The sequence below is a fragment of the Tatumella sp. JGM118 genome, assembly GCF_018257515.1.
Taxonomy (GTDB): domain Bacteria; phylum Pseudomonadota; class Gammaproteobacteria; order Enterobacterales; family Enterobacteriaceae; genus Tatumella; species Tatumella terrea.
In genome coordinates this window covers 455,899-470,746 of the sequence record NZ_JAERJR010000001.1, presented here as the reverse complement: position 1 = coordinate 470,746, position 14,848 = coordinate 455,899, and the positions used below count along the sequence as shown (strand labels likewise).

Annotated in this window: 13 protein-coding genes; 3 read left to right on the top strand and 10 right to left on the bottom strand. The window is 52.8% G+C overall.

Translation table 11 applies throughout. The features are described 5' to 3' along the window. Nucleotides 1-44: 44 nt before the first annotated feature. The 6 genes from JK223_RS02155 to JK223_RS02130 all read right to left on the bottom strand — a co-directional run bounded on the left by JK223_RS02155 (nt 45) and on the right by JK223_RS02130 (nt 4,955). Nucleotides 45-1,610: a TerC family protein gene (locus JK223_RS02155; protein WP_212712562.1), complete on the bottom strand. Its 1,566-nt coding sequence runs from the start codon at nt 1,608-1,610 to the stop codon at nt 45-47. Between the two features lie 276 nt (nt 1,611-1,886). Then, on the bottom strand, nt 1,887-2,702 hold the full coding sequence (gene rlmA / locus JK223_RS02150) for a 23S rRNA (guanine(745)-N(1))-methyltransferase (RefSeq protein ID WP_371813017.1): 816 nt from the start codon (nt 2,700-2,702) through the stop codon (nt 1,887-1,889). A gap of 133 nt (nt 2,703-2,835) precedes the next feature. Beyond that, on the bottom strand, nt 2,836-3,045 hold the full coding sequence (cspE, locus tag JK223_RS02145) for a transcription antiterminator/RNA stability regulator CspE (protein WP_001062678.1): 210 nt from the start codon (nt 3,043-3,045) through the stop codon (nt 2,836-2,838). Nucleotides 3,046-3,087: 42 nt separating this feature from the next. Beyond that, nucleotides 3,088-3,174 carry a hypothetical protein gene (locus JK223_RS02140; protein ID WP_235501133.1) on the bottom strand — a complete coding sequence of 29 codons (87 nt, stop codon included), beginning with the start codon at nt 3,172-3,174 and terminating at the stop codon, nt 3,088-3,090. Between the two features lie 1,032 nt (nt 3,175-4,206). After that, nucleotides 4,207-4,449 carry a hypothetical protein gene (locus tag JK223_RS02135; RefSeq protein WP_212712560.1) on the bottom strand — a complete coding sequence of 81 codons (243 nt, stop codon included), beginning with the start codon at nt 4,447-4,449 and terminating at the stop codon, nt 4,207-4,209. 218 nt (nt 4,450-4,667) lie between these two features. After that, nucleotides 4,668-4,955 (bottom strand): YebO family protein, encoded by a 288-nt coding sequence (locus JK223_RS02130; protein ID WP_212712559.1) that lies wholly within the window; start codon nt 4,953-4,955, stop codon nt 4,668-4,670. A gap of 215 nt (nt 4,956-5,170) precedes the next feature. Between JK223_RS02130 and JK223_RS02125 the strand changes: the two genes are divergently transcribed. Beyond that, nucleotides 5,171-5,425, top strand: a complete 255-nt coding sequence (locus JK223_RS02125; RefSeq protein ID WP_249213404.1) for a YobH family protein — start codon at nt 5,171-5,173, stop codon at nt 5,423-5,425. 25 nt (nt 5,426-5,450) lie between these two features. On the opposite strand, the gene htpX is transcribed toward JK223_RS02125, so the two are convergent. The 4 genes from htpX to JK223_RS02105 all read right to left on the bottom strand — a co-directional run bounded on the left by htpX (nt 5,451) and on the right by JK223_RS02105 (nt 10,750). After that, nucleotides 5,451-6,332, bottom strand: a complete 882-nt coding sequence (htpX, locus tag JK223_RS02120) for a protease HtpX (RefSeq protein WP_212712557.1) — start codon at nt 6,330-6,332, stop codon at nt 5,451-5,453. A gap of 1,082 nt (nt 6,333-7,414) precedes the next feature. Beyond that, nucleotides 7,415-9,454 (bottom strand): carboxy terminal-processing peptidase, encoded by a 2,040-nt coding sequence (gene prc / locus JK223_RS02115; RefSeq protein WP_212712556.1) that lies wholly within the window; start codon nt 9,452-9,454, stop codon nt 7,415-7,417. Between the two features lie 19 nt (nt 9,455-9,473). Beyond that, nucleotides 9,474-10,154 (bottom strand): RNA chaperone ProQ, encoded by a 681-nt coding sequence (proQ, locus tag JK223_RS02110; protein ID WP_212712555.1) that lies wholly within the window; start codon nt 10,152-10,154, stop codon nt 9,474-9,476. A gap of 95 nt (nt 10,155-10,249) precedes the next feature. Further along, nucleotides 10,250-10,750: a GAF domain-containing protein gene (locus tag JK223_RS02105; protein ID WP_212712554.1), complete on the bottom strand. Its 501-nt coding sequence runs from the start codon at nt 10,748-10,750 to the stop codon at nt 10,250-10,252. Nucleotides 10,751-10,971: 221 nt separating this feature from the next. On the opposite strand from JK223_RS02105, the gene yebS reads away from it, so the two are divergent. Together yebS and JK223_RS02095 are read left to right on the top strand one after the other, a co-directional pair. Continuing rightward, entirely contained in the window at nt 10,972-12,216 is a 1,245-nt protein-coding gene (gene yebS / locus JK223_RS02100; protein WP_212712553.1) for a membrane integrity lipid transport subunit YebS, read from the top strand. Next, complete coding sequence (locus JK223_RS02095; RefSeq protein WP_212712552.1) at nt 12,185-14,812, top strand: PqiB family protein; 2,628 nt, start codon at nt 12,185-12,187, stop codon at nt 14,810-14,812. Before yebS ends, JK223_RS02095 begins: the two co-directional genes overlap by 32 nt. The last annotated feature ends 36 nt before the right edge of the window (nt 14,813-14,848 follow it).

Genomic DNA, 14,848 nt, shown 5'->3' with positions numbered 1-14,848 from the left:
CAACAGACGATGAAAGGCCCCGGGAGTATACCCGGGGCCTTTTTTCAGGCCGCCACCTCGTCCGGGTCGACCGGACGAGTGCGGGTGACACGAACCAGATCAATCCGGTAGTCCGTGGCTTCTGCGATAGTAAAGCTGAGGTCATCGAGGGTGATCACCTCTCCGACCTGCGGGATCTGCCCCTTCAGGTCGATAAGCCGTCCCGCCAGAGAGGCATGGTCTTCCCCCTGGACCACCAGGCAATGAACATCCAGCAACTGTTCCAGCGAGTGCAGGTCCGTCCCGCCTTTCACCAGCCATCCGTCACCGTCGGGAATAATATCCGGCGTTTCGTCTTCGTCCGGGAACTCACCGGCAATCGCTTCCAGCACATCCAGCGGCGTGATCAGTCCCTGAACCACCCCAAATTCGTTGCTGACAATCACACAGCTTCCGCGGGCTCTGCGCAGCACACCGAGCAGATTTATCGGGTCCAGCGTTTCCGGCACAATGATAGCCGGCGTCGCTGCCGCAAACTGAGCCACATCGACCCCATGATCCAGCGCTACCAGCAGTTCTTTCGCCCAGACCACACCAATAATTTCATCCAGCTCTCCCCGGCCGACCGGGAACAGGCTGTGCGGGGTATCCAGTAGCTGCTGACGAATGTCATCGATCGGACTTTCCGCATTAACCCAGGAGATTTCGCCGCGTGGCGTCATCAGGCTACGGATCGAACGCGAGGCAAGGGTCAGTACGCCGGTGATCATATAGCGTTCTTCATCCTTAAATGCTTCGGTCCCGGCGGGTCTGACTTCCGGACGGGCATCCTCATCTGTCGGGTGCTGGCCCCGGTTCCCCCCCATCAGACGCAGGATCACCTCTGCAGTACGTTCCCGCATCGGTCTGCGCGCCTGATGACGGATAAAATTACGCCGTGATATCTGGTTAAAGAACTCAATGATTATCGAGAAGCCGATGGCCGCGTAGAGGTAGCCTTTCGGAATATGGAAACCAAAACCTTCCGCCACCAGGCTAAGACCAATCATCAGCAGGAAGCTGAGGCACAGTACGACCACCGTCGGATGCGCATTGACGAATCGAGTCAGAGGCCGTGAGGCCAGCAGCATGATGCCCATGGCGATGACCACTGCCGTCATCATTATCCACAGATGACTCACCATCCCCACGGCGGTGATCACCGCATCCAGTGAGAATACCGCATCCAGTACCACTATCTGAATAACGACGACCCAGAAACTGGCATAGCTCTTGTTACCGTCATGGGTTTCCGGCCGGTTCTCCAGCCTTTCATGCAATTCTGTGGTGGCCTTGAACAGCAGGAAGATCCCGCCGGCCAGCATGATTAAATCGCGTCCTGAGAATCCGAAACCGCCCACATGGAATAAGGGCTTTGTCAGCGTGACCAGCCATGACATCAGTGACAGCAAAGCCAGTCGCATCACCAGCGCCAGACTCAGGCCGATGATCCGGGCCTTGTCGCGCTGCTTCGGTGGCAGTTTATCGGCAAGGATCGCGATAAAGACCAGGTTATCGATGCCGAGAACAATCTCCAGCACGATTAAGGTCAGCAGCCCTGCCCAGACAGAAGGATCGAGAAAAATTTCCATTAGTGGCTCCTCAGGGACATTAATGTCCTGACCACAGCAGGTCGCCGGCAAACAACCGGTGTTAGCGGAAACTGAACGGGAATTTGTGAGAAAAGAGAACCGGAGGTGTTGCAGTGCAACCCTGAGATGAACATTGAACGACGTCGGTGACGATCCATAACCCGGGCTAAGCCCATTACTCCTGAATAATAAACAGGGTGTTAATGTATCAGTTACAGCAACGCCGTCAAAAATAATTTTTACATTTACAAATTTACTGACATTTATATACGATTTTCAGCGTTTACGTTGCCATAACCGCAGACGGAAATCCGCCTCGCAGGCAAAGTCTTCAGAGGCAGCCAAAGTTTCACGCACCGTTTCTGTCGCCCGCCAGGCAAAAGGGGTCATTTGTAACAGGTCCAGCGAGGCTTGCGGTTGCAGAGACATCGGATAACTGAGCCGTTGCTCCTGCACACAGTCAAAGGCGTCCAGCGGATGTTCATTTTCCTCATGCAATTTAACGTCCTGATAGATGAGGGCTTTGAGTTGCATCAGATGACGCGATGCCGGAGTCACCGTCAGCAGATAGCCGCCGGGAGTCAGGGTTCTGGCGAGTTCTTCGTCTTTGCAGGGTGCATAAATGCGTAATACCGCGGAAAGACTGTTATCGGCGAAAGGCAGACGATAACTGGAGGCGACACAAAAACGAATCGCTTTATAGCGTTTAGCGGCCGATTTTATGGCAATTTTTGCCACATCCAGGCCATAGATTTCCGCGCCGGGGCGGGATTCGAATGCCGCAGCCATACCAGCGGTATAATAGCCCTCGCCACACCCGATATCGAGGATCCTGACGTCGGGGCCGGGCAAATGTTCTGTCAGCATCGCCGTGACGGCATCACGCAGCGGCTGATAATAGCCGGCATCCAGAAAATTACGCCGCGCCTGCATCATCTCCGGACTGTCACCAGGAATTTTGGAACCTTTATGTTGCACAGGGAGAAGATTCACATACCCTTCCCGGGCCTGGTCAAACTGATGATTACCGGCGCATCGCCATCCACCCTGCTGCTTTTCAAGCAACTGCTGGCACAACGGACATATAAACACTGCTGTTACCCCACTCATAAAATCAGCGGGCAGTGTACCTGTTCATTGCCGGACTCAAAAGAAAAAACCCCGCTCATTGAGCAGGGTTTCGCAATTCATCCTGTCAGGGGTGACCCTGAAAGAGTGTCGCTTATCAGATTGCAGTAACGTTTACTGCAGCAGGACCTTTCTGACCGTCCTGGATTTCGAACTCAACGTTCTGGCCTTCAGCCAGAGTTTTGAAGCCGTTACCCTGGATTGCAGAGAAGTGTACGAACACGTCTTTGCTGCCGTCAGCAGGAGTAATGAAACCAAAACCTTTAGACTCGTTGAACCACTTAACCTGACCTTTAATCTTTGCCATTTTGCAAATTCCTTAAAATGTTTATTTTGCCCGAAGGCGATATTACAGAAAAACGCGGGACTCACTGAATGAGGCACTAATATTAGGTTCGGCAAAGGAAGCAGTTCTAACGATAACGTCTTTACTCATAACTTCTTTACTGATAATGCCATACATATACAGAATCGTACCTCGATTAATCTATCAATTGTTATCACATATCCTTTAATTAATGGCAAGCCATTTTTAATCCTGAGAGGGAACAATGACGATAATTATTGATATGAGGCACAATTTAGTCTTCCGGAGGTTGCCGCGCTCCCCTGTCAACCGGCGACTTAGCGTCATTCTGTCGCCGGAAACCTCAGTGGATAATACCCTGACGATACTATTTCAGTGATTTTAACAGTGTAATATTATAAATATATAACCGCATCGCATAATCGCGGTAAAGTGATAGTAATCACTGACATACATTTTTTCTATTGATCCGCAGATTATTCACTGCAAAAATTAACAAAAATAATACCTCTGCAAAACTGTCAGCACGGTTATATTCTTTTTTTATGAAGTAATCATAAATAAAACTTAGTATCACTGACCTGTGAGCGATATTGATTCATTGCCGGACGCCCTTCCCCGGGGAAGCAAACTGCCTTGCAGTCTGTCATTCATCAGCCGGGGTATATTGGCATTCTGTTCATCTATGCGGCGTTTCGCTGAGCCTTGTTCACGCGCCGGCTGAATAACCGGTCATTCCGGCGGCCCTTAAGACACAATAATCCGCCGTATCGCGTGGAAAAAATGAGCGAAATGGCAGACTCCCGGCGGTCCGTTTCGCGGATATTTGATAATAATCCGTTGCTCGCCACGAATATCGGCTGCTGCTTCCCCTCGTCAGGACAAACCGCCTCCGTCAGCCTGCTGGCTGCCCGTTTCTCCCTATCACTGAAGCCGGTCAGGCCTGGCCCGGACGATAATTCCCTGATGGAGCGAGCCCCCGGGGTATTCATGGCAGGAGTGATAGCTGGCAGACCCCGTGTCGTAGCCAGTGCAGACCCGCCCTGCCGCTTTTCACGGGGAAGTTGATGCCTGCAAAAGCGCGAAAGCTTGTCGGCTGCGTCGCCGGCCCCAACGGCAGAGGAATGTAAATGAATGATAGTCGCTTTACTGCACAACATGTTACAGGTGTACATAGCGAGGGTACGTACGGGCCTGTGATTGCCGGATTAATGAGAACTGAGTGGTGGCAGGTGGGCCCGAACCGTGGAGATGGACAGAGCGACAGGAAATAAAGAGTGAGCCGGACAGAGGGCTCAGGCTCCACAGGCTCCACAGGCTCCACAGGCTCCACAGGCTCCACAGGCTCCACAGGCTATTTTCCGGCAAGGCCTTCGCCGGGCAAAGCGTTTTCAGGCAGAACATCGTACATCCGCAGTCTCTGCCCGCCCCGCTCAGACAAGGGAGCGACAATGACGGCAGGCGACTGACGCAAATCACCGCCGGTAACGTTGATTACCTGCCCGGGGAAAGAGAACGCCAGAAATAACCGGCAATGTCTGTTCCGGTTATCCCCTTCCCGCTTCCGGTGGCCCCTGGTCTGTTGCGATCAAGGGGTCGCCATTGATATTGATTTCGGCTGATTAACGTTCCGGTACAAATTGCAGGTATTCATTGCCTTCCGGCTCAGCCACCACGGGCGGTTCCCCGGCAACATCCGGTACCACAGGCATATGATATTCAACCAGCCGCTTTAACAGCGCATTCTGCTTTTTTTGTTCCCTGAGCAGTGCCTCGAGCAATTGTATCTTGTCATTGGCTCGAACGCTGGCACGGTTAACAAAGAACCAGATAATCAGCGCAAAAATAACCGCTAACGCGATTAATGCCGGCAGAACAAACGGCCCCGGTCCCGACGTAAAATCATTCATACATTTGCCTCAAAACACCCTGTGTTACTTCATGAGAAACTGAGCCGACATTCTACTCTGCAATAAAAAAATGATCATCCGATGTTATGCACAATTGCAGGAGGGTCTGAAACACTTTCAGTGTTCTCTGATCCCTTTCAGGGAGGGCTTCGCCCATGCTAAAGGTGAGTCAGCAAAGAGTGGATACGGTTCAATCTTTCGGGGATGGAAATGAAATGCTCATACGCAGTCTGCTAATTCTGGCCCTTCTGTGGCTGATCATGTTGTTCTCCGGTTACGGGGTGCTGACCGGGAGCCATAAAATTGCTTTCGGGTTAGGTCTCAGCTGTCAGTACCTGACGGCAAAGGGCATGACGGTATCGCGTTATCTGCACTCGGAGGGAGGGTTCACTGGCAAAGCGGAGTGTCCGCTGTTCAGGAAAAATGAGGATGCTCCCCTGTCCGGCGGCGGTTCCCTGAACATCAACTGACCGCCGGCGAACCGGCGGACGAGGGTTACTTCAGATAATCACCACGGCGCAGTGCTTCGATACGCTTGTCCAGTGGCGGGTGAGACATAAATAACTCACTCAGCGACTTCCCTTTCCCGTTAATGCAAAATGCCATCATATTACCAGGCTCCTGTGGCTCATAGCTGGTTTTCAGACGCTGAAGTGCAGCAATCATTTTTTCACGCCCGACCAGTTTTGCAGAGCCGGCATCAGCATGAAACTCACGATACCGCGAGAACCACATGGTGATCAGACTCGCCAGCATACCAAACACGAGTTCCAGGACCGTCGCCACCGCAAAATAGACCAGCGGATTGCCATTACCGTTCTCTTCAGAATCCCGGTCAGAGGACATAAAACCGGAAGCCAGCTGAGCAATGATACGGGAAATAAAGATAACAAAGGTATTCACAATCCCCTGAATCAGCGTCATGGTCACCATATCACCGTTTGCGATATGACTGATTTCATGGGCCAGCACGGCTTCGGCTTCATCGCGGTTCATATTTTGTAAAAGACCGGTCGAGACCGCCACCAGAGAGGCATCCCGGCGTGCACCGGTAGCAAACGCATTAATGTCGGGTGCATGATAAACCGCGACCTGCGGCATGGCGATGCCGGCGGTGCGCGCCTGCTGTGCCACCGTATTCATTAACCAGTTTTCGGTTTCATTGCGCGGTTGTTCAATAACTTCACCGCCGACAGAACGTAATGCCATCCATTTAGACATCAGCAGCGAAATAAACGAACCGCCAAACCCAAACAGGCCCGCCATGATCATTAGCCCCTGTACACTGGCGGAGCGGATGCCCGTCAGGCTCAGTATGAGTCCGAACACCAGCATGACGGCCAGGTTCGTTAGCAAAAATAGCGCGATACGCATCATAAACGTTTATTGTCCTCATTATTTACGCAGGTTATCTGCCCCATATCCTATGTGCATTAGCGGGCATTTCAAGCGGCGATTGAGTGTAGCTCCCTGAAAAGACATAACTTTACATTTTGACAGACATATTACGGCAATACTCCCGTCGTTCCTGACAATACACAGGTGAAGTCGTCGTTATTTTTATCTTTGCCAGACGGTTTACGGGCGTCTTACCTGCCCTTCCGTAAAACGTTATCCGTGATAGCCTGCCACTTCTGAGAGGCTTTACCCTGGGCAGACGTTACTGCCCGAAGCAGCCCTGATTAACCGTCACCCACGGCCACGGGAGCACTTAATATCACGGCAGGTATTTCGTTACCGCACGTGTCACTCCGGAAAAGCGTTACTGACTGCCAGTAGTCCTTCATAACAATCACTGATAACACAGGGAGCCCCTTGTTAAGGTCACCGCAGGATTTTTCGTTGACCGGTAAATCCCCTAACAGGCGTTAATGCCCGGGAACACCCCTTATTAATCGTTACCCACGCCCGGCCACGGGAGCACTTAACATCACGGCAGGTATTTCGTTACCGGACGTTTAATCAGGGCCGGGGACGGCGCTGATTACCTTCCCTGCTCCCCGCTTATCATGTCCCCGGGGCTAAACCGGTCATACTGAGGGCTGTCAGCAGACGAATATTAACTTCCCTGTGGTTTCGTTCCGGAAACTAAAGGCGGCATTAACAGGGTCACAATAGCCGGAGGATGATGGAATACGGGAGCCGGCGTTGGGGAAATCGGGTCAGGCGGGTAGTGATGTTACCGGTACAGCGATAACAGAAATAAGTGAGGCGGATCCGACGATAACAGGACCAGAAATGCAGCCGTCGCTGTGCGACGGCCGATGATGTCACGACTAAAAGCAACGGACCTGTTTCCTGTGACTTAACCGGTATCATCAGCCTGCTGATCCGCCAGTGAGTGCAAAAAACTATCGCCGGACTGTCCCTGGTTCCTGCCCTTTCTTCCCGGAACCGAACGGGCTCTGAGAATATAAAAAAAACACCGGATAACCGGTGTTTTTTCAGGCTGACTGCGCTTACTTGCTCGCTTTGGTCGCAGGTGATGCGTCTTCAAGCTGCGCAAGATCGTTGGCAATATCCACCGTCTCATCCAGGTAAGGATCAGGTTCTTTGTAGTCTTTTGGCAACTGATCAAGACTCGCCAGCGGTTTCTTACCTTCTGCCTGCAGACGGGCATTAATGCGGTCCAGACGCAATGCATCATCTTCTTTGTTTTCTTTATCACGCTCAGCATAATTCAGAGAAACAATATCAATTTTGTCCTTCATACTATCGAACCGCTTAATATCCTGCAGGATATACTGGAATTCGCGATCTTTAGCGATGCGGGCATTATGATCGGCCAGCAGAGCCGGCAGATAAGGCTTCAGGTCACCGTATTTCTGGTATTTAGCCGCCGGGATGCTATCCCATGGCAAGGCATTATCTTCATACTTTTCACCGGTTTTCACCGTTTCAACACCGGTCGGCATCAGCAGATCCGGGGTAACCCCTTTCAGCTGGGTACTGCCACCGTTGATACGGTAGAATTTCTGGATGGTGTACTGGACAGAGCCCAGGGCAGGCCATTCAGGGCGCAGCATCTGGTCATAGATACGGTTCAGTGAACGGTATTGCTGGACGGTCCCTTTACCGAAGGTCGGCTCACCGACAATCAGCGCACGGCCATAATCCTGCATTGCGGCTGCAAAAATTTCAGATGCCGAAGCACTGAAACGGTCGACCAGAACCACCAGCGGGCCTTTATAGTAGACAATGCCATCGGTATCACTGTCCTGACGGATCTTACCGGTATTATCACGCACCTGGACGACAGGTCCTGACGGGATAAATAACCCGGAAAGTGACACCGCTTCTGTCAGTGCCCCGCCACCATTGGTGCGCAGGTCGATAACAATGCTGTCAACATGCTGTTTTTCCAGTTTCTGCAACTGGACCTTCACATCATCGGTCAGGCCGACATAGAATCCGGGAATATCCAGCACACCGACTTTATGCGTGCCCACGTTGTGCACAGACATCTGCACGGCACGATCTTCCAGACGGATCTTTTCGCGCGTCAGGGTGATGATGCGGGTTTTAGTCCCCTTACCGGCCGGTAGAATCTCCAGGCGAACGCGGCTGCCTTTAGGTCCCTTGATTTTCTCAACCACATCATCAAGGCGCCAACCGATAATATCCTCCATCGGTTTACCTGGCTCACCGACAGCAACAATACGGTCACCGACCGACAGCAGTTTACTCCGTGCCGCAGGACCGCCGGCAACCATCGAGTTGATCATGACGGAATCATCATCGTCAGACTGCAGAACCGCACCGATACCTTCCAGAGAAAGGCTCATTTCGGTGTTAAATTGTTCGGTGTTGCGTGGCGACAGATAGTTAGTATGTGGATCTATCTGATGCGCGAAAGCATTCATCGCCATCTGGAACACATCTTCACTGTTGGTTTGTGTCAGACGACGAATGGCAAATGTATAACGCCGGGTCAGCGTTTCCCGGATTTCCGCCTCGGTCTTACCGGCCAGCTTAAGATTCAGCTCGTCAAATTTGACGCGGGCATCCCACAGACTGTTCAGTTCAGCCTCTGAGACCGGCCACGGTGCCTTGCTGCGGTCCAGGTTGATGCTGTCATGCCCGGTAAAGTCCATCGGGCGCTTCAGGACTTCCAGTGCATACTCATAACGTTCAAAGCGACGTTTCTGCGAAAGATTGAACAGATCGTAGAAAATATCCAGTTTACCGGTTTTAAGCTCATCCCCGACCGTTCCTGCTTTGTCAGAAAATTTAGCAATATCGGACGCCAGTAGCACGTTATGGTTGTAGTCCAGCATGTTCAGATAGCGATCAAAGATTTTTTCTGAAAAAGCACTGTTCAGGTCGATCTGCCGGTAGTGGGATTGCGTGAAACGCGTAGTCACACGTTCACTGACCGTCACATGCTGAGGTTCCTCATGCAATACCGGGATCTGATCTTCGCGGGTAATGGTATCTGACGCGAAGGTCTGGCCTGCAAAAAGCAGGCCAGCAATCATACTTAACTTAAAGGTGTTCATGCCCTGGTCATTCTCCGTTTCAGAACTGCAAGTGTTCTGCGCGTACTATCATTGCCATGCCGGATGCAAGCTGAACCCGAACACCCTCTTTTGATACTTCAAGGACAGTGGCATCCATTGCGTTTTGCCCGGCCTTGACTTTAATAGGCTGGCCTGCGTGCAGTGCAGAAGTATCTGTTACCGGTTTCAGCGGTGCTGCAGCCGGTTTGGCTGAACGAGGGGTAGCAGATTTCTTAGCATTATCGCGAGGTTTGCGTGGCGCATCTGCCGATGGGGTCGCACGGGATGCTGCTTTACGTGGCTTACGGGGTTCGCTGTCGGTTTCACCATTTTCCGTTTTACGGGCACGCTGCTGTGCGCGGTGGGCCTGTACACGGGCTTTGGCTTCTTCCAGCTGTTTACGTGCGTGCTCGACATGTTGCTCATCAAGCTCACCGCAGGCGTTGCCATCCAGGTCAACGCGTTTCGCACCGGCTTTGATACCGTGCAGGTAACGCCAGCTGGAGGTATATAAGCGCAGTGCTGAACGCAGCCGGGTTTTACTGATCTGCGATTCTGCCGGTACACGTTCAACAATATCCTGAAAAATACCGATTTTCAGGGGCTTCGCTTCACCTTCAATGCAGAAACATTGCGGGAAACTCTCGGCCAGGAAGGCGATGACTTCTTTACTGCTATTCAACTTAGGTTGATTTTCCATGAAATTTCCTGATTACAACGGTTTTGCCGACCAACGCGGACATGAACAGGCGTCATTATAATGACAACGTTGCTAAATGCTATGCATCCTGTCAATTAGCTGCCGTTCTGTTGCAAAAATCTTTCGATTTCTGTCCCGGGCAGTGCCGCTGACAGGCTTTCGGCCAGCTGACACAGCCCTTTTTCGTCTTCCGCATCGAAGCGGTCATATTCCGTACTATCGATATCCAGTACCCCAATCACCCGGCCATTCACGGTGACCGGCAAGACGATTTCAGAATTACTGGCTGCATCGCAGGCAATATGACCGGCAAATGCATGGACATCTGCCACCCGTTGAACCGCATTTTCGGCCACAGCCGTGCCGCAGACCCCCCGGCCGACAGGAATACGCACGCAGGCAATTTTCCCCTGGAACGGTCCGAGTACCAGTGTGTCAGGTTCACTCAGCAAATAAAATCCGGCCCAGTTAACCCCTGACAACCGCTCAAACAGTAAGGCACTGCAGTTTCCCAGCAGGGCCAGGAATGATGTTTCACCGGAGGTCAACGCGTTGAAATCCCGGTTAAGCTCATCATAAAATGCTTGTTTGCTCATAGACCAACCATATACATTAACAAAGTATTACTTTCTTCCGTATGTTTCTGAATAGCACAAAAACATACACAGGCATAATGAATCAATAGCAGAGTTACTATACTCTTAGCAATCCGTTGTCCGGGAAATCTCTTCACTATCGTCCGCAGTAATATAGCAGACTACCCCTGGGATAATTCAGGATTTTTAACAACTCCACCGGATAACCATAAATTTCGTTTATGAAAATTAACACAATCAGGCCGGCATTATCCCCTGTCGCCGCCCACCGGTGCCCTCAATGTGATCTGGTTTTCAACCTGTCACCGTTAAATGCGCACGAAAGTGCTTACTGCCCCCGGTGTCTGGCTAAAATTGTCAGCGGCAATGCCTGGCCCCTCTCCCGTCTGGTGATCCTGGCCATTGCGATGATGATCCTGATGCCATGTGCTTTCAGCTGGCCATTGATCAGTATCCGTTTGCTGGGCATGAATATCAATGCCAGTGTGCTCGGGGGCATTTATCAGATGGTCTCTGCCGGCAATGTCCTCACCGCGGCAATGGTCACTTTCGGTGCGATTGGCGCCCCCGTCACCCTGGTGCTGGCCATTCTCTATCTGCGTATCGGTCACTGGCTTGGCATGAATCTGCGGCCGGTCTTACTGATGCTGGAAAAACTGAAAGAATGGGTGATGCTGGATATTTATCTGGTCGGGATCGCCGTTGCCGCCATCAAGGTGCAGGATTACGCCGCCCTGAATGCCGGCTACGGGTTGGCTGCTTTTATTACACTGACCGTACTGAGCCTGCTGACCCTGATCAATCTGAACCCTCAGTCGCTGTGGCAAACGTTTTACCCGCAAACGCCCGTCACTGCCGCCCCGGATAAGATAAGCGTCTGTCTGCATTGCCATTTCAGCGGGTTACCCGATCACCGTGGCCGTTGCCCGCGCTGCCATACGCCGCTGGATAAACGTCGCCCCTACAGCTTACAGAAGACCTGGGCGGCACTGATTGCCTCGATTGTGCTGCTTTTCCCGGCCAACCTGTTACCGATTTCGGTGATCTACCTCAACGGCTCTCAGCAGGCCGATACGATCTTTTCCGGTATTTTATCCCTCGGCGCCGGGAACCTCCCGGTGGCGATGGTGGTATTTATCGCCAGTATCCTGGTGCCGTTCAGTAAAGTTTTAATTATGATTTCTCTGCTACTCAGTATTCATTTTCGCTGTGTTCAGGGGCTGAAAACGCGGATCCGCCTGCTCAGAGCCATCAAATGGATTGGCCGCTGGTCAATGCTCGATCTGTTTGTCATTTCGCTGACGATGTCACTGGTCAATCGTGACCAGTTGTTAGCTTTTACTATGGGGCCGGCCGCTTTCTATTTTGGCTCCGCCGTTATACTTACCATACTGGCCGCCGAATGGCTTGACAGTCGATTACTCTGGGATGCCCATGCAACAGGAAACGCCGAATATGCCGATTAATTCAGCGGTGACAAAGAAACGCAAGATCTCCCCCTTCTGGTTACTGCCGCTGATTGCCCTGCTGATCACTGGCTGGCTGCTGTGGCAAAACTATCAGGACCGGGGAACGACCATTACCATTAATTTCCAGTCTGCGGACGGTATTGTCCCAGGGCGCACGCCAATCCGCTATCAGGGAGTGCAGATTGGTACGGTCGAAGGGATTATCCTGAGCGATGATTATCGCACCATCCGCATTCGGGCCAGCATCAAGAACGATATGAAAGATGCGCTGCGCCAGAACACCAAATTCTGGCTGGTCACACCGCAGGCTTCACTCGCCGGGGTTTCCGGACTGGATGCCCTGGTCGGCGGAAACTATATCTCGATGATGCCGGGCGACGGTAACCGTCAGGAAAACTTTACCGCGCTCGACTCTCAGCCCCGCTTCAGTACCAACACCACCGGTTTGTTACTGCATCTGAATGCACCGGATCTTGGCTCACTCTCCACCGGCTCTGTGGTCTATTACCGCAAAATCCCGGTCGGTAAGGTGTATAACTACAGCATCAATAACGATAATCACGGTGTCGTCATCGACCTGCTGATTGAACGCCGCTACAGCTCGCTGGTGAAAAAAGATAGCCGGTTCTGGAATGTGTCAGGCGTGGACGCAAGCTTCAGCCTCAGTGGCGTAAACGTAAAAATGGACAGCCTGCCGGCCCTGATCAATGGCGCTATTGCCTTTGATTCACCGTCGGACAGCCAGCCTGCCCGTGCCGATGACCGTTATCCGCTTTATCCGAATCTGGCAGAGAGCCACAGAGGGGTAAAAATTCAGCTGGATCTGCCGGATGGCAACAATCTGACGGCCGGATCTACCCCGCTGATTTATCAGGGCTTACAGGTAGGTACCCTGACCCGTCTGAACCTGGCTGATCCGCAACATGTCAGCGGCGAACTGATTATCGACCCTTCAGTGGCCGGACTGATGCGCAGTGAAACACGTATCGAACTGCATAGCCCGAAACTCGGCCTGACGGATACCTCACTCAGCAGTCTGCTGACCGGAGATACCCTCGAACTGGTGCCTGGAGGGGGACAGCCGCAAACGCGTTTCAGTGTCTATCCCGCCACCCAGACTCTGATGCATACCCCGGGCAGCCTGAACATCCGACTGAAGGCCTCCGACAGCTATGGCATTGCTCCGGGTCAGCCCGTGGTGCTGAATGGTGTCACTATCGGGACGGTCTCCGAACGGCAACTGACCAATGACGGGGTCAGTTTTATCGTCTCCATCGCGCCGGATTATCGCCGCTTTGTCCATGGCAACAGTAAATTTGTTGCCGACAGTCAGATCCGCGTGAATGTCAGTCCGGACGGTATCCAGATGGTCGGTGCTACCCCAGGCCAGTGGCTGCAGGGAGGCATCCGGCTGGAAGCGGGTAACCGTGGGGCTCCGGCGGCCAGCTATCCGTTGTATGCCGATGCCGGTAAAGCCGCCGAAGGTGTGACCGGTGATAACCCTTCCACCACTCTTACACTGACGGCCAGCAGCCTGCCGGATATCCAGGCCGGGTCGGTTGTGCTTTATCGTCGCTATCAGGTCGGCGAAATTGTGGCCGTGACCCCGCATGCCGATAACTTTGAGGTGGCGGTACATATTTCCCCGGCATACCGTAACCTGATCACCCGCGATACCGTGTTCTGGGCTGAGGGCGGAGCCCGCGTGCAGATCAATACCAGCGGTATCACCGTGCAGGCGACCCCGCTTAACCGGGCCCTGAAAGGGGCGATCAGCTTCGATAACGTGCCGGGCGTCGTACATCAGCAGGGGCAGACACGTACCCTGTTCCCTTCAGAGACAGCCGCCCGCGCCATCGGCAGTCAGATCACCCTGAAGACCTATGACGCCAGCAAGCTCTCCAACGGAATGCCCATCCGGTATCTGGGCATTACTATCGGTCAGATAGAATCCCTGTCTCTGAGTGCCGATAATAACCAGGTGCTGGCAAAAGCCGTGTTGTACCCGGAATATGTGAACGATTTTGCCCGGACCGGCAGCCGGTTCTCGGTGATCAGTCCCGAGATCTCATCCACGGGTGTCAGTCATCTGGATTCCCTGTTACAACCTTACGTTAACGTGGATCCGGGTAAAGGCGCATCAATGCGTACCTTCGAACTGCAGCAATCAACGATCACCGATTCACGGTATCTGAACGGGAAAACTTTCTTCGTCGATGCGCCGGAAGCCGGTTCGCTGACCATCGGTACGCCGGTTCTGTTCCGTGGTGTGGAAGTCGGGACGGTCACCGGTACCTCACTGGGAGCCATGGCAGACCGGGTACAGATTGCGATGCGTATCAGCCAGCACTATCAGTATCTTGTACGCAATAACTCTGTGTTCTGGCTGGCATCCGGCTACTCGCTGAACTTCGGTTTAACCGGCGGTGTGGTAAAAACCGGGACCTTCCAGCAATTTATCCGCGGCGGCATTCAGTTTGCTACCCCGCCAACGGTACCGCTGGCACCGGAAGCCACAGCCAGCAAGCATTTCCTGCTGCTGAGTGAGGCACCGAAAAACTGGCAGCAATGGGGGACTGCGATCCCCCGCTAAGCCGGTGTGATGATAACGGGAAGCAGCGCTTCCCGT